This window comes from Pseudonocardia sp. ICBG1293 (assembly GCF_020131355.1).
In the GTDB taxonomy this organism is placed as follows: domain Bacteria; phylum Actinomycetota; class Actinomycetes; order Mycobacteriales; family Pseudonocardiaceae; genus Pseudonocardia.
On the sequence record NZ_JAHLEL010000068.1, the window covers coordinates 47,852 to 66,911 of the forward strand.

At 69.0% G+C, this 19,060-nt stretch carries 20 protein-coding genes; 6 read left to right on the forward strand and 14 right to left on the reverse strand.

Translation table 11 applies throughout. The features are described from left to right. Positions 1-74 precede the first annotated feature (74 nt). A complete protein-coding gene (locus KPF47_RS41250) occupies positions 75-290 on the forward strand; it encodes a sigma factor-like helix-turn-helix DNA-binding protein (RefSeq protein ID WP_224392910.1) in 216 nt (71 codons plus the stop codon). Positions 291-491: 201 nt separating this feature from the next. Here KPF47_RS41250 and KPF47_RS35780 read toward each other — a convergent pair whose 3' ends face one another. The 5 genes from KPF47_RS35780 to KPF47_RS35800 form a co-directional block, all read right to left on the reverse strand. Further along, the gene (locus tag KPF47_RS35780) at positions 492-1,649 is read right to left on the reverse strand and encodes a DUF3631 domain-containing protein (RefSeq protein ID WP_224392901.1); all 1,158 of its coding nucleotides are present in this window, start codon (positions 1,647-1,649) and stop codon (positions 492-494) included. 47 nt (positions 1,650-1,696) lie between these two features. After that, a complete protein-coding gene (locus KPF47_RS35785) occupies positions 1,697-1,972 on the reverse strand; it encodes a hypothetical protein (RefSeq protein ID WP_224392902.1) in 276 nt (91 codons plus the stop codon). A 169-nt stretch (positions 1,973-2,141) separates the two neighbouring features. Beyond that, entirely contained in the window at positions 2,142-2,486 is a 345-nt protein-coding gene (locus tag KPF47_RS35790; RefSeq protein ID WP_224392903.1) for a hypothetical protein, read from the reverse strand. Between the two features lie 257 nt (positions 2,487-2,743). Continuing rightward, complete coding sequence (locus KPF47_RS35795) at positions 2,744-3,451, reverse strand: hypothetical protein (RefSeq protein ID WP_224392908.1); 708 nt, start codon at positions 3,449-3,451, stop codon at positions 2,744-2,746. A 306-nt stretch (positions 3,452-3,757) separates the two neighbouring features. Further along, a complete protein-coding gene (locus tag KPF47_RS35800; protein ID WP_224386186.1) occupies positions 3,758-6,760 on the reverse strand; it encodes a Tn3 family transposase in 3,003 nt (1,000 codons plus the stop codon). Here KPF47_RS35800 and KPF47_RS35805 point away from each other — a divergent pair. The 5 genes from KPF47_RS35805 to KPF47_RS35820 all read left to right on the forward strand — a co-directional run bounded on the left by KPF47_RS35805 (position 6,753) and on the right by KPF47_RS35820 (position 10,267). Beyond that, positions 6,753-7,127 (forward strand): hypothetical protein, encoded by a 375-nt coding sequence (locus KPF47_RS35805; RefSeq protein WP_224389031.1) that lies wholly within the window; start codon positions 6,753-6,755, stop codon positions 7,125-7,127. The two genes, KPF47_RS35800 and KPF47_RS35805, sit on opposite strands and share 8 nt — an antisense overlap. A gap of 112 nt (positions 7,128-7,239) precedes the next feature. Next, positions 7,240-7,362, forward strand: coding sequence for a hypothetical protein (locus tag KPF47_RS39465; protein ID WP_255659583.1), 123 nt, complete (start codon positions 7,240-7,242; stop codon positions 7,360-7,362). Positions 7,363-7,477: 115 nt separating this feature from the next. After that, the gene (locus KPF47_RS35810) at positions 7,478-8,362 is read left to right on the forward strand and encodes an IS5 family transposase (protein WP_224388065.1); all 885 of its coding nucleotides are present in this window, start codon (positions 7,478-7,480) and stop codon (positions 8,360-8,362) included. A gap of 511 nt (positions 8,363-8,873) precedes the next feature. After that, positions 8,874-9,716: an IS5 family transposase gene (locus tag KPF47_RS35815; protein WP_224389057.1), complete on the forward strand. Its 843-nt coding sequence runs from the start codon at positions 8,874-8,876 to the stop codon at positions 9,714-9,716. 191 nt (positions 9,717-9,907) lie between these two features. Continuing rightward, positions 9,908-10,267 carry a hypothetical protein gene (locus tag KPF47_RS35820; protein ID WP_224389056.1) on the forward strand — a complete coding sequence of 120 codons (360 nt, stop codon included), beginning with the start codon at positions 9,908-9,910 and terminating at the stop codon, positions 10,265-10,267. Positions 10,268-10,405: 138 nt separating this feature from the next. On the opposite strand, the gene KPF47_RS35825 is transcribed toward KPF47_RS35820, so the two are convergent. The 9 genes from KPF47_RS35825 to KPF47_RS35865 form a co-directional block, all read right to left on the reverse strand. After that, the gene (locus KPF47_RS35825) at positions 10,406-10,711 is read right to left on the reverse strand and encodes a hypothetical protein (RefSeq protein ID WP_224389055.1); all 306 of its coding nucleotides are present in this window, start codon (positions 10,709-10,711) and stop codon (positions 10,406-10,408) included. Continuing rightward, a complete protein-coding gene (locus tag KPF47_RS35830) occupies positions 10,689-11,093 on the reverse strand; it encodes a hypothetical protein (RefSeq protein WP_224389054.1) in 405 nt (134 codons plus the stop codon). The genes KPF47_RS35825 and KPF47_RS35830 overlap by 23 nt, the downstream gene beginning before the upstream one ends. Positions 11,094-11,109: 16 nt before the next feature. Then, positions 11,110-11,997, reverse strand: coding sequence for a hypothetical protein (locus tag KPF47_RS35835; RefSeq protein WP_224389025.1), 888 nt, complete (start codon positions 11,995-11,997; stop codon positions 11,110-11,112). Continuing rightward, positions 11,994-13,355: a replicative DNA helicase gene (gene dnaB / locus KPF47_RS35840; RefSeq protein ID WP_224389053.1), complete on the reverse strand. Its 1,362-nt coding sequence runs from the start codon at positions 13,353-13,355 to the stop codon at positions 11,994-11,996. Before dnaB ends, KPF47_RS35835 begins: the two co-directional genes overlap by 4 nt. Beyond that, positions 13,352-14,929 carry a hypothetical protein gene (locus KPF47_RS35845; protein WP_224389023.1) on the reverse strand — a complete coding sequence of 526 codons (1,578 nt, stop codon included), beginning with the start codon at positions 14,927-14,929 and terminating at the stop codon, positions 13,352-13,354. The genes dnaB and KPF47_RS35845 overlap by 4 nt, the downstream gene beginning before the upstream one ends. 320 nt (positions 14,930-15,249) lie before the next feature. Further along, positions 15,250-15,525, reverse strand: a complete 276-nt coding sequence (locus KPF47_RS35850) for a WhiB family transcriptional regulator (RefSeq protein WP_308015578.1) — start codon at positions 15,523-15,525, stop codon at positions 15,250-15,252. A gap of 42 nt (positions 15,526-15,567) precedes the next feature. After that, positions 15,568-16,260, reverse strand: coding sequence for an HNH endonuclease family protein (locus KPF47_RS35855; protein WP_224389022.1), 693 nt, complete (start codon positions 16,258-16,260; stop codon positions 15,568-15,570). Then, positions 16,257-18,512: a hypothetical protein gene (locus KPF47_RS35860; protein WP_224389021.1), complete on the reverse strand. Its 2,256-nt coding sequence runs from the start codon at positions 18,510-18,512 to the stop codon at positions 16,257-16,259. The genes KPF47_RS35855 and KPF47_RS35860 overlap by 4 nt, the downstream gene beginning before the upstream one ends. Before the next feature lie 100 nt (positions 18,513-18,612). Then, positions 18,613-18,912 (reverse strand): hypothetical protein, encoded by a 300-nt coding sequence (locus tag KPF47_RS35865; protein WP_224389020.1) that lies wholly within the window; start codon positions 18,910-18,912, stop codon positions 18,613-18,615. Positions 18,913-19,060 lie beyond the last annotated feature (148 nt).

The window sequence follows — 19,060 nt, forward strand, 5'->3', positions numbered from 1 at the left end:
TCGAGCAGCGCCGGACGAGAACAGCGCGTGACCTAGCCGAACAATTTGGGGTAACGCCGAGGACTATTCGAGCCATGCTCGCTGAGCCCCGCGACGAGTACGAACGTCGAGCTCAGAAGCGCCGAGCGGAGGTAGTTGCCCTCCGACTCCAGGGGCTCACCTACCAGGAGATCGCTGAGCGTGTCGACAGCACCGTCGGTGCCGTTGGTCGCCTCCTCGCCGACGCACGGCGTTACGGAGAGGAGGCGGCCGCTGCGACGGGGGATCGTCGATGCCGTCACGCACGGTGAGATTCCGGGGGATGTCCCGAAACGACCCCCAACCCGTCACAACCCGTCACACCCGTCACAGATCTTCCGTCTGTGCAGGTCAGACCCAGATTTTGCCTGTGACGGGTTGAGGGGGTGTGACGGGTCAACCCGTCACACCCCCTCAACGAACCGCACGCTCACATGAGCCGAAGATCCTCCTGAACGCGCCCTGACCAGCTACTACACTGCTTCGTCTCCTTCTTCGTCGCCGTCTGCACTGTCGGTGACGAGATCAGGCGTGTAACGGCGCCAGGCGTCAGCAAACGCAGCACGCAGGTAGCCCCGGGTTTGTCCGAGCCCGGCGAAGCGCATCGGGGCAGGGCGGATGTCGTACTCGGCGAGCAGTACGCCGAGACGTCGAGCGGTGAGTCCTTCGCCGCGTGGTCCGTAGTCGGTCCAGGGTGCTTCGGGGTCGGCGCGGAGGTGCCGGAGGAGCTGTTGTGTGGGGATCGCGGTCTCGGTGCCGAACGCTTGGTGGCAGTCGGCGAGCAGGCGGATGCGTTCGGAGCGGTCGTCGCCGGTGTCCTCGGTTTGGAGGGCGAGGATGGCTGCGCGGGCGCGGTCGGGCCAGTCTCGTCCGGCGTGGTCGGCGACCGCGATCAACGGTTCCCAGGTGTCAGCGGCCCGGTCTTCGACCGGCATGGCCGGTTCGGCCGCTTCGAGTGCGGTGAGGTCGTTGCGGAGCCATGCGTTCAGGCGCTGAGCGAGGCGCTGAAGGCGCGGCCGGTCGCGTCGGAGCCGATACGGCGCCACGTGTTCTCCGGGGGCTCTGCGGCGCATCTGGACCACGACGGCGCGGTCTTCGATGGTGTCGGGCATCCGTCCGATCCCGGCCAGCGCGGCCATCGCGAACGTGGAGATCGACTCGACCCGGTTCTTGTTCAGGTCGTAGCGCTTCGCGGGCCGGTTGCGTTGGTGTCCGGCGTTCAACAGTCCGCGCAGGTCTTCGTGGCCGGTGGCGGCGGGTCCGAAGATCGTGTCGGCCTCATCGACCAGCATCGTGGGCGGGTCAGCGGTGATCGACCGGTAGACCGCCGCGGGGGTGGCGTTGACGGTGATGAACGGGTCATGACACGCGCCCTCGACGACATCCAGGAGCCTCGATTTCCCGCAGCGCTTCTCCGGTGCCCGCACCACCAGGCGCGGGGCGTGCGCCCACGCAGGCTGGGCATGCGTGGCGGCAATCCAGAGTGTCACCGCGACCACGGCCGCATCCGACGGCAGGAACACGTAGCGGCGCAGCGCGGCCTCCAGGTCGTCGAGGATCACCGCCCCGTCCGGGCCGGGAACAGCGCTGCCGGTCGGCGGGTCGGGCGGGGTCGGGGTCTTGGTGCCCATTTCGGCACCTAGACCCTGACCTGCAGGTTCGTGGCGGTCGGGGGTGCTCACGTGCTCCTCCAGAAGGTCGCTGGGGTGGTCGTGGTGGTCGGGTGGTGTCGCCAGACGCGGCCGGTCACGCCGGGCTCGACCGGGTGCTCGGTCCAGGTCTCGGTCGGGGTGTAGGTGCGGAGTTCGGCTGCGGGATGCGAGTCGGGGTAGCGCCGGGCCGCGGTCTGCATGGCGGTCAGGTCGGCACGCCAGTACCAGCGCCCCTGCCAGGGCCCGTCGACGAGCACCGCCAGCTCGGCGCGTTCAGGCCCGTCGGCGGCCCGGGCAGCCATCCGGGACGGTCGGGAGACCCGGTGCTGCCGCGTCGCTTCCGGTCCTCGCCCGCCGGGGCGGGCTGTGGTCCGGGTCGACTTGCCCCCGACCCCGCGGTCGCTCGGGGCGCTGTCGGGGTGACCCCGGTGTCGGGTGTCAGTGCTGACCAGCCGAAATGCTGTTGGGTGGTCATGCCACGGCCCGGTCGTGGATCCATTCGTCGATGTCGCCGTTCGGCGGGTAGCGGCGCCGCAGCAACTCCGTGAGGGACGGCAGCCGGGCCAGTCCCGCTTCTGCGTAGGCGACGGAGATGGCCTTGCTGGCGTCGCGGAGGGCGGTCCAGTGCGCGTGCCGGAGGTCGGCGACCTCCACCCCGACCCTCGCAGCAACCAGCAGCGGCGCCGACGGCTGCGCCCGCCCGAGCACCGCCGCAAGGACGACCGGGTCGACGAACCCGATCACCTCCAAGGCCTCGGCCCGGTCGCTATCGGTGAAGCGCGGGGCCGGGTGTGGCAGCCCGCGAGACGCGAGCACCTCGGGTGGTTCCAGTCGGCCAGAGTGGTGACTGTGTGTGGTCATGGGGTCTCCTGTTTTCGGCATGCCGAAGGGGAGGGAGGGAGGCGTCGAGGTGCCTTCTTCCCTGCGTGTGAGCGGGTTTCAGAGGTGCTGGAGTGGGTGGGTCCCTGGACTCCCTGAGTGACTGTCAGTGCAGATCAGGGCAGGGAGGGAGGCGTCAGGGAGGTGGGAGGGAGAACTCCCTGCCTCCCTGACGCCTCCCTGACCGGCTCCGGCTAGAAGTGGCCCTTCTGGCCGAGCCCGTTTCCATCACTGTCGGTGATGGATTCGTGGGCGGTGTGGGCTTCGTTGTGGGCTTCGTGGAGGCGTGCGGTGTTGAGGACCATGACGCCGTCGGACTTGTAGGGCCGCGCCTGTTCGGGGAGGGCGTCGGCGAGGCGGGCGAAGGTCCACGAGCTGTAGTGCGCCCGGTCCAGTTCGGCGAGGGCGGCGAGTGCTTCCTGGGTGCGCATCCGCTTGGCTCCTGCCTCGGCGAGGACGTGGAGCAGGTCTTCCAGGAGATCCCGCTGCGCGGCCGGTGCCGGTGCCGGGCTGGTGGCGAGCCCGGCTTCCTGACGGAGTTTCACCGCTCGTTCGACGATCGGTGTCAGTTCGTCGGTGCCGTCGCCGCGTGGGATGTAGAAGCAGCGCATCAACCCGTCGCGGGGGGTGAACCCGGAGGTCATGGCGGTGCCGAGGTCACCCAGGTCGACCGTGCCGTCAGTGTTCACGGTCATGGGGCGCAGCGTGGTCGCCGAGATCCCGGCCTGGTGCTTGCCGGTGCCGAGGATCGCGTCGTTGCCCTGGTGGTCGCCGATCGCGAAGCACGCCCGGTTGGACAGGACTTTCGCCACCGCCCTCGGCAGGGACTCCGCCGAGGGCACCGGTGTGGCGAACAGGAGTGTGACTCCGTACTTACGGCCCTTCGCGACGATCTTGCCCACCAGCTCGGCGGCCTCGGCGCCGACAGGGGGGCGCCGTAGTATCCGGAATTTTTCGGGCGGATATGGAGGATGCAGGGCTGTGACCTCGTGGTTCGTGGGGATAGGTCAGATAAGCCGCGATTATCGCGTGTCTCAATCTATCGAGGCGGAAGCGACCATGGACTCGTCTCGACAGCAGTGGCCACGGAGTGCGCTGCCAGAGACGACAGTGGGTCTGAGCAGCGACGATGGGTGCTGTGGTGGCTGGCCAGTGAGTGAAACTTGCCCGATGACGGGGGCGTCGCGTCGTGAGGACGGCGAACCTGATCAGAACAGGGTGTCGCGGACACGTAGTGGTCGGTAGCCGGTCGGGCTGAGTTGGGCGAGTTCGCCGTCGATGTCGACCTCGATGGCGCCGAAGAAGTTGATGTTCTCCGAGTGGGCCGGGGAGATGTGGGCCAGGACCTCGTCGTCGATGCGGCGACCGGCGGCGCGCATCTGCTCGACGGCCAGGCCGTAGTACTCGGTCGTCCAGGTGACCACGGCGTTGGTGACGAGGGTGAGGCACCACGCCTGCTCGGTCTGTCCCTCCAGGTGTCGGGCGCGGATCATGCCCTCGTGGGCGTAGAGCAGGTCCCGCTTGAGCGCGTGCAGCGACTCGCCCTTGTTCAGCTGCCGGGAGATCTTGCGCCGGTAGGCCGGATCGGACAGGTACCGGGCGGTGTAGACGGTTCTGCGCAGCGCGCCGTACTCCTTGAGCGCCGCGGCGAGCGCGTTCTGCCGCCCGGACGCCGAGAGTTTCCCGACCAGTAGCGATGCGGTGGCGTGCCCGAACTTCAGCGACCCGGCCAGGCGCAGCAGGTCGTCCCAGTGCTCGGCGATCAGGTCGGTGTTGAGCTTGCGAGCCAACAGCGGCCCCGTCAGGGGGAACGCCGTCTCGGCCGCCGCCTTCGCACCCGTCCGGTAGAGAGTGATCTTGCCCAGGTCCCGGATCCGCGGTGAGAGCTGCAACCCGAGCAGGTCGAACAGCCCGAAGTTGACCAGGGTGACGCCGTGCGTGTCGGTGGCGTGCTCGGTGATCGGGATGTCGGTCGCGTTGCCGAGGATCTCGTCCAGGACGTAGTGCGCCTCGCGTTTCGTGGCGACGATGATCTTCGTGCCGTAGGTGGTATGCTGATCGGTCACGTGCGTGTAGGTCGACAGGCCCTCGTGCGCAAAATACCTGCTCAGAGCCCTGGCGGTGACCGACTTACCTCGCGTCGGGAACCGCTGACCGTCCGAAGAGGACAGCGTGCCGGTGCCGAACACCGGGGTCAGCGGCAGGCGCTGGTGGTAGCCGATCAGCGCCAGGTTCGCCGCCCGCAGCGTTTCCTCCCGTACGTACCACTCGGCGGTCCAGGCCAGGATGTCGTAGGAGATCCCGCACGCGTCCGCCATCCGTGTGAGCCCGAGGTTGGTGGACTGGGCGAGCAACACCGCGATCAGGTTCCGCTTCAGCTCGCGCGTGCGGGCCTGCTTGCCGCCGGCGTGGGTGAAGCAGTCCAGGAACCCGGTGCGCTTGTCCATCTCGATCAGCAGCGACACGATCGGCGCGAACGGCAGCATCTCGGTCAGCTCCGCCTTCAACGCTCTCGCCTCGGCCGGGATGTCCTCCGCGGTCAGCGGGGAGATCACCAGATCGCCGTCGTCGTCCAGGCGGACCGGGCCGTCGCCGTGGGCGAGCGTCGTTTCCAGCTTGCCCAGCGCGGTGTGCAGCTCGTCTTCGGCCTCGGCCAGGCCGGTGGCGGCGTCGGAGGGTTTGCCGACCAGTCGGCAGAACTCCGCCCGCTGATCCGCCCACTTGTCCTCGGTGAGCAGGTAGGCGGCCGGGTCGGAGTAACGGCGGCTGCCCGGCACGAACACGTCCCCGGTGCGCAGCCCGTCCCGCAGGGCCAGCAGCACGCACAGCTCCCAGTAATGCCGATACGCCGTCGCGCTGCGGTTCGCCGCGGCGGTGTCCAGGTAGCCGCGGAAGCGGGCCGGGACGAACCCGCTCGGCGCGTCGTCGGGGACCTTGCGGGCGCCGGTGGCGTTGAGCTCCCGCAGGATCGCCACCGCCTCCAGCAGCTCGGCCGCGGCGGTGCCGCCGGCGAAGGTCACGGCGTCGAGGACGTTCGGGGTGAACTGGCGCAGGTACCCGTACGAGCCGTCCAGCGCGGCGAGGTGCCCGTGATCGCGCGGCAGCGGCGGCAACGCGCTCGACTGCGCCGAACGCAGCCGGTCCCAGCCGACCCGCTCGCCCCGGATCAGACCGCCGACATCGCCGTCCGGCACCGCCGGGTCGGCCACGATGGCCAAGATCGCGTCCAGAAGCTCCTGGCGGTCCTCCCCGGACTTGGCGCGTTCGGCCAGATAGTCCCGCATCCTGTGCGCGGCCTTGCTCTCCCGCGCCGAGAGCGCCTGGTCGAACAGCGCCACCACCTCGTCGAGCACCTCGGTCGCCGACTGGGCCAGCAACGTCAGCAAGATCGGGTACCGGCGTTCCGGCTCCCGCCGTTCCAGCGCTTGGGCGGTGAGGCGGCGACCGACCGTGGCCAGGAACCGGCGGCGTTCGGCCGGCAGCACCGACAGGTCCAACGCGTGGGCGTCCATTCCGCGCAGGAACTCCAGCTTCGCGATCTCGGCCTTCACCGCCGCGGGCGAGGCCTCCACCGGCCCCTTCCCCAGCCACCGCAGCCGGGTCATCCCGATCTCCGAATCCACCACCAGCAGCCCGTCCAGCCCGACGCGGCGGGCGTCGGTGAACTCGTGCGCCAACCGGTCGAACGTCTCCTGCCGGGCCACCTCGCGGGCGTGGGCGACCCGCTTGACCACCGTCACCGGTCCCGGCCGGATCACCCGCGCCGAGATCAGGAACTCGCACGCCAGCCGGAACAGCAGCGTCGGCGAATCATGCTCCATCGCCCGCGCCAGCAGGAACTCGTCGAGCTCCTTGATCTCCAGCGTCGTCGGCGGCCGCCACCCCAGATACTGCGCCGCCAGCCGAAGATGCTCGGTGCGGGTCTTCGCCCGGCGCCCATACGAACCGATCACGGCCGGATCCACGCGCAACTGCTCAGCCAGGCGCACCACCGCCGCCTGCGGCGCCGACGCCACCTCATCCGGCACGAACCCCAACCACGACAACGAGCACACCGCGACCGCCAGACCCAGCCGATCCGCCGCGCCCCGGCCCCGACCGGGATCAACAAACGCAACGTCCGCCGGGGCCAGCGTGAAGAACCGGAACAACTCCTCCCGGCCGATCTCCGGGAACCGCCGCAGCCTCTCCAGCTCGACGTCTGTGAACACCGGAGCGACCACCCGACAACCTCCCGACCAGAACCCCAGAAACCCCCTGGTCAGGAGCCTACCCAGCCATATCCGCCCGATTATTCCCGGATACTACGGCGACCCCCTCTGGACAGCGCTGCTCATCCTGACCGGATGGCGGCTGACAGTCCTGGCCCGCACCGACGAGCCCACCGACTGGAACAAGGCCATCACGCTGCTGTTCGCGATCGCTGCCGCCTCGAACACCTTCGGCCTGTCACCGGTCAAGACCGCGCTCGACGCCGTGACACCGGGCCTGAGCTACCTATGCGGCTACACCCTGCTGACCATCATGTACAGCGGCTTCGTCTACCTGTTCGCCTCCGGCGAGAAGAGCCGGCCTTAGAGGTCGTTTCAGAACGACTTGTCGAGTTTCCATTGACCCCTCGACGACAGATCAAACGGCAGGTCAGATAGCCGCTTGTCGTCTACAACAGACACGTCGACCTCGTTCTGAAATGACCTCTAAGAGGTCATTTCAGAACGAGGTCGACGTGTCTGTTGTAGACGACAAGCGGCTATCTGACCTGCCGTTTGATCTGTCGTCGAGGGGTCAATGGAAACTCGACAAGTCGTTCTGAAACGACCTCTTAGAGCGTCCGGCAGTAGAGGTGGCCGTGTGTCGGTGTTGGTAGAGACACGGACCTGCAAGTGATCATGGGATTGCTGATGTCCTGATGGTCGCCTGGAGGGTCCGTGCCTCTATTGCCAGAATCGCTGATCGACCCCCTCTGGGTCGAGTTCGCTGCCCTGATCGAGGCAGAGCGGCGCCCGGAGTTCGACCCGGCCCATCCGTGGGGCTGTCACCGTCGCCGGATCTCTGATCGGGTCGTGTTCGACCACGTCGTTGCCGCTCTGGTGCACGGTAGTGGCTACGAACGCATCGCCACGCCGGGTTGCTCGGACCGCACCATCCGCCGCCGTCTCGATGACTGGGCCACCGCGGGAGTCAGCGAGGAACTGCTCCGCACCGCGCTGGCCGGTTACGACCAGATACTCGGCCTGGATCTTGACGATCTGGCGGTCGACGGATCGATCACCAAGGCACCAGGCGGAGGCGAGGTGGCCGGCCGCAGCCCTGTCGGCCGCGGCAAGCAGGGCACGAAACGGTCCGTGGCCTGCGATGACCAGGGCATCCCGCTGCACCTGGTCGCGGCGCGAGCCAACGACCATGACTCGCCCCTGCTGGAACCGACCTTGACCGGCATCGTGACGATGATCGGCCCGCTGCCCCGCCACCGCGACGCCCACGGTGGTGATCTGTTCCCGACCGTGCACCTGGACCGCGGCTATGACTCCGGCAAGACCCGTACTCTGCTGCACACCCTGGGCTTCACCGGCGAGATCGCGACCACGGGGGTCCCGGCTCCGATCCAGGCAGGACGACGGTGGCCCATCGAGCGCACGCACTCCTGGATGAACGGCTACGGCAAGCTGCGCCGGTTCACCGATCGCCGGAAGATCATCGTCGAGTTCTACCTCAACCTCGCCGCCGCGCTCACCGTGATCCGCCGGCTGATCAACCGTGCCCGCAGCCGCTACCGCTGGACAACCCGACCCACGACCCGTCGACTCCGATAACCATCAATTGCCGGGCGCTCTAAAACTCCGGCGAGCAGCGAGCACACCCGGCTTCTTGAGTTCCGTGAGAGGTGCTCAAGAAGATCACGCGGTGGCCGCCCAACCCCGGGCTCTGCCCGTCACCGAGCCGGTCGCACACCACTCTGGTGGATGCCACTACACACACCCGTCGGCAGCATGCTGTGTGCTGGTCGTCGTCCAGCTGGGCGCAGGCCATGACACCGCCATCCGAAGTATGTTTAGAGCGCCCGGCAAATGAGGTCGTGGGGGTGTCGTTGCAGGTAGAGGCACGGACCCTCCAGGCGACCATCAGGACATCAGCAATCCCATGATCACTTGCAGGTCCGTGCCTCTACCTGCAACGACACCCCCACGACCTCATTTGCCGGGCGCTCTTAGAGGTCGCGCGGATTGGTCACAGCTTGGCCGCGGTCGAGTGTCTGGGGGCGAGGGCGGGTACGGGCCTGCCGATCATGAAGTTATCTACGCTTCGTGATCGTCTGGAGGCCGCGTGCCCACCCTGCCATCATGGCTGACCGAGCCGTTGTGGGACCAGTTCACCGCGCTGCTGCCTCATCGAGACGAGTTCGATCCCACCCATCCGCTGGGCTGCCATCGCCGCCGGATCGCGGATCGGATCGTGTTCGACAAGCTCCTGCAGGTACTGCGGTTCGGCTGCTTGTATGAGGGCATCGCTGACAGCACCTGCTCGGCGACCACCATCCGCGATCGTCGTGACGAGTGGATCAGGCTCGGGGTCTTCGCCCAGCTGCGTCGGATCGTCCTGGACGCCTACGACCGCATCGTCGGTCTGCTGCTGCACGACATCGCCGTCGATGGCGCCATCACCAAGGCCCCCGGCGGCGGCGAGGTCGCCGGTCCGTCGCCGGTGGACCGGCGCAAACAGGGTATGAAACGTTCGGTGCTCGTCGAGGGATACGGCATCCCGCTGGGCCGAGTCCTGGCCGGAGCCAACCGGCACGACTCCCCGCTACTGGGCCCCACCCTCGACCGCCTCGATGCTCTCGGCCCGCTGCCCGACGACATCACCGTGCACCTCGACGCCGGCTATGACTCCGGCAAGACCCGCGACACGCTGGCCGAACGAGGCCTGCACGGCGAGATCGCGCACAAGGGTGAGAAAGCGCCGATCCAGGCCACCCGCCGCTGGCACGTCGAGCGGACCAACGCTTGGCACAACAGCTTCAACCGGCTGCAGCGCTGCTACGAACGACGAGAAATCGTCGTCGACGCGTTCTTCGACCTCGCCGACACGATCGTCACACTCCGTAGCTTGATTCGGCAGGCCTGGACCACACACCGCTGGAACGCCCGACCTGCACGACGTCCATGATCACCAACCAATCCGCGCGACCTCTTACTCACTAATGGGTTATAGGTCACACTCAGCCTTGTACGGGTGCTTCGGTTGACTCCACCCGGCTGGCTGGGGAGCACGGTCCGGGGCGGGAGCAACCCTCCCAGGGCCGAGGCCGACCGCGATCAGGGCATGGCAGCCTCGGCCCACCCCTGCGGCGGTCCTTCTTGCCAGGCCGCAAGGGACGGACCGGGCCCGCCGACGACCGCACGGAGCAGCATCCCGCGGATCGTCAGACATGTTGTCAGGACCCTCACCTCTACCAGGCCTCGTATGCGTTGATGGACTACTTCTCCGGCCACTGCCGCCGCGGAACGATCGCCGACGGCTACGCCGGCCCCGCCCAGCTCCCACCCGCCGATGCCCCCTACGACCCCGACGACACCGGCGGCGACATCCTCGGACGGGCACTGCCGGATCACTACACCCCCGATGAGATCCAACTACTGACCATCGCCATCGCCGCACTCGCCGTGTCCTACCTGGACCGGGACAGCGCCTACCGCCGCCGCGGTCTCCAGCTCTGAACCAGACGAACACCGCGTCGTCGTCGCGATCAACGGCCCAAATCACCGGCTCAAGGACAGATTCCTGTCCGCCGGCCCCACAGCTGCGTCACGATCCAGCCGGGCCGGTCAACACCGCCCCCGGACCGGGAACGATCGTCACCAGTGCCGCATCAAGTCCCGGACCGTGAACGGCAACTCAAGGACACCGTGTTCAAACAACAGCCGCTCAACATCGGCTGTCGTGAGCGGTTCCCCGTCCTGCGCCGCGTGGAACGCCATGTTCTTGGCATCGGCTATGAGCGCCTCGTGCTCGGCGCACCATGTCGTGACTTTCCGCTTCACGACATGCCGCTTCGGCGGCGCCAGCGATTTGTAGGTATAGGCTCGATACGCATCATGCGCGGTCTTGTATCCGCGTCCCTGCGCGTCATCAAGAATCTCACCGGTCGATGCAGCGACCACGACATGGCGCTGATCGGTGTCCGTCGACAACGCCTCGCTGACGACGACCTTCGCGGCCCGACCTCCCATACCGGTTCTCCCTCGATAGTCGGCAGGACACGACCGGCCGAGCACAGTCCCATCTGGCCGGGTCCACCGTGGGGCCGTCGACGTCGTCGTCGGTGGACCGCCACGCGACCCGGCCGGTGGCCACGTGCACGATCCGTACCTCGTCGATCTCGGCGTCGGCGACCCCTTCGATCGCGACCGGGATCGCACCCTCCACCGTCGGATAGATCATCGTGAACGCCGACGCGGGTAGCCAGTCGCTGGACAGCTCCACATCGGCCTCGATCCGATACCCGCCCACCCACACAGACGACTCGGCCACGGGCTCGCTCACGGCGCGACCACCCTCCTCACCGGACGCCGGCCACCGCGCCCGCCACATCGGCGGTATCCGGTTCGGGTGTGCGGTCCCCGGCCAACGAGGCCGGCATCTGGATCCGCAACCCGACCAACAGGCGCGGGCTCCACACCCGCTCAGCACCCAGACCGACCAGCAGCTTGTTACGCCGCAACCACGCCACCGCCGCATCAGTCTGGGCGGACCCGATCCGGGCCCGCAGCTCGCGGGTGATCGTCCCGTGGGCCCGGTGCGAACCCAGCAACACCTCGGCCACCGCATCCACCGCCTCACGCATCTGGGCCTCGGGGGCGAGCCGGTCACATACCGTCCTGATCCGCGTCGCCAGGGGCTTGCGGTCGGCCGGGTGAATCTGGGCATCCGCCACCGGCTGCAGCTGTAGGTCCACCCGGTACCACGCCCACGGCCCCGACCCGGAGGTCTTCTTTTTCTTCTTCTTGTCATACAACGTCCCGGTCATCGGCCCGGCCGGGTCGACGACCAGCACGACCGCCGCTTTCGGGACGTTCTGCCGCGCCGTCGTGAGGTAACCCGACCACTCCGTTTCCACCGTGAAATCAGCGAGTGTCAGGCCCGCCGTCTCCGCGAGTGCGGGCAGCCCGTCAATACCGCCGGGCAGGTCGTGGCGGGCCCGCACCTGCAGCGGCAGGCGAGCGTCGCCGAATACCGACTTCGCCGTCAACGACGACCCGACCTTCAGCGATCCAACCTGCTTCGCAGGGACCACCGCGGCACGTTTCGTCCCGTCCTGCAACCGACGCAACGCACCCGGACCGAACAGCAACACCACCGTCTCGGGCCCTGACTTCGGCTTCAGCTCAGGCTTGGGTGCTGGCACGGCCAGGGTGTTCGTGCCGGTGGTGAGCTCGTCGGCGGTCATCGGCGGCCCAGTCCGGCGAAGCGGCTGTAGTGCAGCTGGTGGGCCACCGCGATGGTGCGGGTGGGGCCGCCCCGGTTCTTCGCCAGGATCAGATCGGCCTCCCCGGCGCGGGGGTCGTTGTGGTCGTAGGCGTCGGGGCGGTGCAGCAGGATCACGATATCGGCGTCTTGTTCCAGTGCGCCGGACTCGCGTAGGTCCGATAGCACGGGTCGTTTGTCGGCTCGTTGTTCGGGTCCGCGGTTGAGCTGGGATAGCGCGATCACCGGGACGTCGAAGTCTTTCGCCAGCACCTTCAGCTGTCGGGAGAAGTCGCTGACCTCGACTTGCCGGTTCTCCACCCGGCTACCGGAGGACATGAGTTGGAGGTAGTCCACGACGATCAGGTCCAGGCCGTGGCGGGCCTGCACCCGGCGCGCCTTCGCCCGGATCTGGGAGACCGTTGTGGTCGCGGTGTCGTCGATGAACAACTCGCCACCGGCGAGGACCCGGGTCGCGGCGGCGGTGATCCGCTCGTAGGCGACCTGATCGAGCGCATGTGGGGTGCGGAGATCCGAGACCCGGACTCGCGCCTCCGCGGCGATGATCTTGTCGCGGATCTCGGATTCGGACATTTCCAGGGAGAAGATCACGCTGGTCTTGCCGTGCCGGACTGATGCTGCCCGCACCATGTCCAGGGCCAGGGTCGATTTCCCGAGCCCGGGGCGGGCGGCGATCACGATCAGCTGGCCGGGTTTCCAGCCGCCGGTGACCTCGTCCAGGTCGTCCAGGCCGCTGGGCAGCCCGGGTTCACCCCAGCCGGCTTGCAGGCCGTCCAGCCCGGCGAGCCACGCGGCGTGACCGGATCCGAACGCGACACACCCAGCGGAATCATCATGCACAGCCGACACGCCGTCCAGCGTAGAACGAGCCCGGTCAATGACCCCGCTGATTTCCCCCGACTGCACGCCGATGTGGCCGAGTTGTTGGATCCGGATCCCGGATTCAACCAGGCGGCGCAGCGTCGCTTTCTCGGCCACGATCTCGGCGTAGTAGGCGGCGTTCGCCGCGGTCGGTACGGCCGCGATCAGGGTGTGTAGAGACGCCGCGCCACCGATCCGACCCAGCTCCCCGCGACGGTCCAACTCGGCGGCGACCGCGACCGGATCCGACGGCTCCCCGCTGGCATCGAGGCCGCAGATCACCTGATAGACGGCGGCATGTGCGGGCCGGTAGAAATCCCGGACCGTCACCGTCTCGGTGACCTCCCCGACCACCTCAGGCGAGAGCATCATCGCCCCGAGCACCGCCTGCTCGGCGACCAGATCGTGCGGCGGCAACGGCCCCGCACCCGACTCCGAGGCCGGTGTCGAGGTGCTCACGCGGTCACCGCCGAGCTCTGACCGGGACGGCAGGCCGGGCACGGCACACACCGGCCGTCGCCCCCGTCGACCGTCCGCATCACCGCACCGTCACCGGCACGGGCCTCACACATCCCACACGCCGCCGACGACTCCGAGGTCTCGACCTGCTCAGGAACGGAGACCGGGTCGACGCCAGCAGCCGCCGGCTGATCCTGCGTGGCCTGTTCCGGGCGTTGAGAGCGCCGCTGTGGGCCGTCGCGGCGGACTGGAGGGTCGAGCAAGGGCAGCGGGGTCTCGGCCAGTGGTTCCGCAGTCAGAGCGCGGCGTCGGCGAGCGAGGTGGCGGGTGAAGGCGTTCACGACGTAGACGACCGGGGCGCCCTTCGCCTCCGACAACGCCGCCTGCCCGATCACTGCCGCCTCGACCAACGACAGCCCGTGCACGGACACGGCCTCACAGATCGCGGCCTGGACCTGATCAGCATCCGCCGGGGTCAACCGCCACCCCGTCTTGCCCCGAGCCTGCGCCCACGCCACCCACGGCAACCGACGTACCACCTCCCGAGCCTCGACCCCCAGCGACACATCCAGCGCCTCATCGACCGGCTCGGTGAGTGCCTCGGTGAATGCCTCGGCCCGGCCATCGAGCCCAGTGCGCTCGGCGAGACCGCCCGCCCCGAGACCGACCGCCTCGACAACCGAACCGCCGCGACCGAACCCGGCTGGCGCGGCCGCCGCGGCGCTCGGAGCGGGCGGCGGAGCCGACCCGCGCGCGAGCGCGCTCGATCCTTCGATCTCTCTCTCTTCGAGAGAGATCGAAGATCTCTCGATCTGAAGGTGTCCCCGAAAACGGGGGACAGTCCTGACCTGCACAAACTCTGACTGTCCCCGGAATCCGGGGACAGTCGGCTCACCCTGTCCCCCGATCTCGGGGACAGCTCCGACCAGGGCGAACTCTTCCTGTCCCCGGATCTCGGGGACAGGACCTTCGACCTGTCCCCGAGATCCGGGGACAGTGCTGACCTGCGGCGATCGGGAACGGTCTGGGCGAGGCCGTGGGATGGTGTGACGCCCCGCGCGGGGCGTCTTCCCGGTCGCTTCGACGTCCCGGTAGACCGCGTCCCGCGCCGCGGTGAACGCGGCGTCGGCCTCGGTCAGCGTCGCCGCGCCGCGGTAGCCGGCCGGCGGGTGCAGACTGACCGCGAACCGGTCCGGGACCGGACGGCCGCGGCCGTCGCGGCGCTGCCGACGGCGACCGGTGTCCGGGTCGGCACCACCGTCGTAGACGGTGAGGAATCCGATCTCGATCAACTCGGCCAGGATCGGGGCGAGCTTGTCCGCGCGACCGACACCGACGTGATAGGCCAGCCGTTCACGATCGAGCACCGGGGCCTGATCACCGGCCGGGCGCATCGTGGCCATATCGGCCAGGACCTCCGCCGCAACCCGCGCGGCCGGGGACACACCGCTGTAATGCACCCACCGCGGCGAGAGCCCGATGCTCGTCGCCGACGCCACACCCACGGTGAACGGCTCCCGACCGGCCACCGCCGGCGCGGCGCGGTGTGGGGAGTTCCTCCAGGGCGTGCTCATCGCACACCACCCGTCGATGCGGAGACCCACAGGTCAACAGGTGTAAACGGCTCGTGGCCGGGGTGGCCGGGGTGGCCGGGGTGGCCGGGGTGGCCGGGGTGGCCGGGGTGGCCGGGGTGGCCGGTCATAGGTAGAGTTCTCCTATCTCAGCCTCACGGCTGGTTGGATGGACGACTGGCGGCCCTTTTCCTTGGTGGGTGGGGGCCGTTTGTCGTATTCGGGGGACAGACAGTAGTCAGGTCGCTCGCGGTCGCCACATCCGCCCCACCGGCCCGGTCGCGGCAGCGACGCCGACGCTGGTAGGTCTGCGGGCGGGCGGATCACGAACATCTCCGATCCCCCGCCGCGGACGCTGCGGTACCGGGGATGCCGCGGCGCAGGTGGTGTCGTTGGTTCGCTGACAGTCCGCCCCAGATCCCGTACTGCTCGCCGGTGGCCAGGGCGTATTCCAGGCACGGGAGCCGGACCGGGCACAGCGTGCAGATCCGTTTCGCGGTATCGGCGGGCTCGCCAGGTTCGGGATAGAAGACACCCGGGTCGGTCTGGGCACAGAGTCCAGCGCCCGGCCAGGACACGTCCGTCATACCGGACGACATGATGACCTCCGCTCCTTCACGGTCAAGCGATGACGTGCCTGCTCATCGGCAGGCGCTCTGCAGCGCGTGGGCGCGCTGCGCGGTGACGGTGAGCTGGTAGCGGGCCGCGACTCGGACGAAGTCGTGGGCGTAGGCACACGCGTCGACCGGGGGCATCCAGTGCTCGGGGCCGTGGTCGGACTTCGACCTGTTGACCTGCGCGGTGGTCGCGCGCAGGTTGTCCGGGTCGTTCGCGAACTCCTCACGCCGGGCATCGGTCCAGGCATGCGCGCCGGACCGATGCGCCAACGCGAGCGGGATGACGTGATCGACATCGAGGTCACGGGTCGGGCCGGTCACGGTCTGCCCGCTGTAAGGATCCCGCAGCGTCCCCACTGTCACGTCACAGCCACGCGTGACCGTCGTCTGGGTGAGGTCGCGGGCCAGGACAGCGTCGCGGACATCGCAGCCCGGCCCGACCGCCAGCGCCCAGCCGGGACCGAACGCGTCGCGGCGGTAGTCACGCCCGTGCCGGTCCGGGGCGACCCGCAGCCCGGACACATCCACCGGCCCGGCCGCAGTCACCATCTCCGCCGACCCCGCCGCGCCTGAACCGGTGTCGGTGTCGGTGTCGTCGCGGAGGGCCCAGACCTCGACCAGTACGAACACGGTCAGGGCGAGGGCTGCCATCAGCAGCGTCGCGGCCCGCCGTTCCCCGACCGGGCTACGCCTGCGCACCTGATTCATCCGGGTCATGATGTCGAGTCCTGCTCATCCCGATCATCCGGGGTTCGATCATCCAGGGTGGCCTGGTAGCGGCCCCGGGCGACACGACTGATGCGGCCGCACCCGATCAGCGTGTCGAGGGCGTCGTGCACGGCGGCCTTCGACACGGTCGCCGCGTCCACCAGGTTCCCGGTCGTGGCGGTCCCGCCCTGGATCAGAGCGAGGACCTCGGCCTGCACCGGCGACAACACGACCTCCGCAGCAGCAGCTGACAGAGCGGCGGTGTCGGCACCACCGGCGCCGGTGGTGCGGGTGCCCCACGCGGCTCGCCGCGGGCCGCCCGGAAAGCCGGCCGGGCCGGGCCCGTCAGTGTCGAGGAGGTGGTGGGTGCCACCGAGCCCGCCGACCTGCCACCGCCCGCCCACCGCCGGGCCGAGCACGCTGGTGATCGCGGCGTCGTCGAGTGGATGCAACTCCGGCTGGTTGAAGTAGCGGTCGAACGCGGTCGAGGCGGTCAACGCCGGCGCCGGGAGGCCTTTGCTGACCATCCGGGCCGCGTCCGCGTCCGAGGGCAGCCAGTCCCAGCGGACCGGCGCGTCCAGGTGGGCGTGTACGGCCATCCCGGGCACCGGCCGCCGCGGCCGGGCATCGTTGAGCGGGAGCTCGGCCGGGTCGAACAGCAGGCCCGGCACCAGATCCGAGGATGATTTCGAGTTGGTGCGGAACGCGATCACCTGCGCCGCGAACGCCGACCGGGCATGGTCCCCGCCCCACGCTGCTTGTCCTTGGGACTGGTTGAGCCCGACCAGCCAGATGCCCAGGGCGCGGACGGTGTTGACGGTCTCGGTCCAGAGTGCGGCGACCTTCGGGTCGTGGGCGACGAAGGAGTACTCGTCGTGCAGGAACATCCACCCAGGGACGTCCTGGCTGGGGAAGATCAGATCGGAGCCGGCCTCGGCGGCGATCTGTGCGCGCGCGGCCAGGATCGCAGTGACCAGCCGCGGCAACGCGAGGACGTTCTGTTTGCCGATGACCGCGACCCGCGCCCGTGTCGCGAGGGCGGTGGAGGAGTTCCCTTTCGGATCGGCATACAGCAGGTTCAGGACGCCGGTCGACAACGCCGAGGTCACCAGGATGTTCGTAGCGCCGGACTTCCCGCCACCGGTCGACCCGAGCACCGCGGTCGGGACGGTGCCGCCGTCATCCCACATGAGCACATCGACCTCGCCGGACCCGTCGATCGACCGGCCGACACCCTTGATCACGCCGTCGGCCACGCGTGGCGCGGTGAACAACCGGGTCTGCGCGACCGGGTCGGTGTGGATGATCGTCAACCGCGCCCGCGCCGCACCTTCCCCACGGCGCCCGGGCGCGAACAGGACCCGGTCGGCGTCGAGCCCGAGCCCACCGGCCAGGCGTACCCGATGGGAGACCAGGTCATCGAGGGTGTGTGTCCCGCGGGCCAGGACCACATCGAAACACGTCGTGTATGCGTCGTCGGTGCGGTTGGTCAGGCGTGACCCGGGGACCTTCCCGTTCCTGGCGGCGTTGGTCTCCGCCCACGCCAAGCAGTACCGGTCGTGCTCCGGGTCCGGCGGCGCGACCGCAGGCAACTGCTGCGGCGGCGTCAACGCCGCAACCCGCGGCCCGATCGGGTGTGCCCGCCACCAGCGGGCACCGATCGCTGTGGTGCCGAGGACCGCGGCGGCGGCGAGTAGCGGCGACGGGCCGGCCGCGGCGAGGTGATAGGCCAGAACTGATGCACCCGCACCACTACCGGCCAGCTCGGGCCACCACCGCCCGACCGCCGACCGGTAGCGGGCAGCGACCACCGCAGCTGCACCCAACGGCACCGCCGCGGCGGGCGCGGCGAGGACCGCCGGGTCCGCACCGGCCACCGCCGCCAGCCCGGCGCCGAGCCAGTGCCCACCCATCCCGGCCACACCACCAAGTGCGGCCGGGATCCACGGCCACCGCCGCCGTCGGTTCCGGGCCGCAACCAACACCCGACGCGCGTTCTCCACCCGATCATCACCACCAGCCGAGGCCGCCGCTGCCACGTCGTCGGCGCCGGGCACGACCGTTCCCTTCACCCGCGACCAGAGCACGCCCAGCACTGCACCCGAGCCGGGTGCAGTCGTCGTGTCGTCGACAGCACCGTCGCGGTCGCGGGCGGTCTGTCGGGATTGCGGCCGCGCCTCGGCCCGCTGCGCCGCGAGCCGGGCAGCATGCTCGAACCGCGTCTTCCGCGTGATCGTCGGAACAGACTTCGACCGGGTCATGACCGTCCTTCCTTCTTCTACTGGTCAGAACCGTGCTGATGGAGCCGGAGCGCCCGCCCACCACCCGTGGTGTGGGCGGGACTCGAAACCCACCCGCTAGTCAGCCGTGGCCCAGGGACGCCTTCGACGCCCGCGTGATCATGTGATTGGCGGTCAGGGCGTCACGCACGATCTGCCCACCCACACCGATCCGCTCCGCCACAGCCGACAGGTTGTCGATCACCGCACCGACATGGGTGCCCGCACCGTCGAGGCCGTCCAGGCCGGTCCAGCCGTGACCTTCGAACTCGTCCACCAGCGAGCGGTGAGTGCCGATGAGCTGTTCCAGGTCTGAGGCTGCGTCCCGCAGAGCGGCTGAGAGGAACTCGTAGTTCCCGTCCACGTCCAGTGTCGCCATCACCGTCATCTCCATTCTGTTTCGGTGTGTGTGCTGGTCAGGTGCCGGTTAGAGGACGGCGTGCGGGCCGGGCACGTACGGGGCCTGGTCGTAGGCGTCCCGGCCTCGGTCGCCCTGGGCGCGCATCTGCTCGGCCAGGCCCCGGTACAGG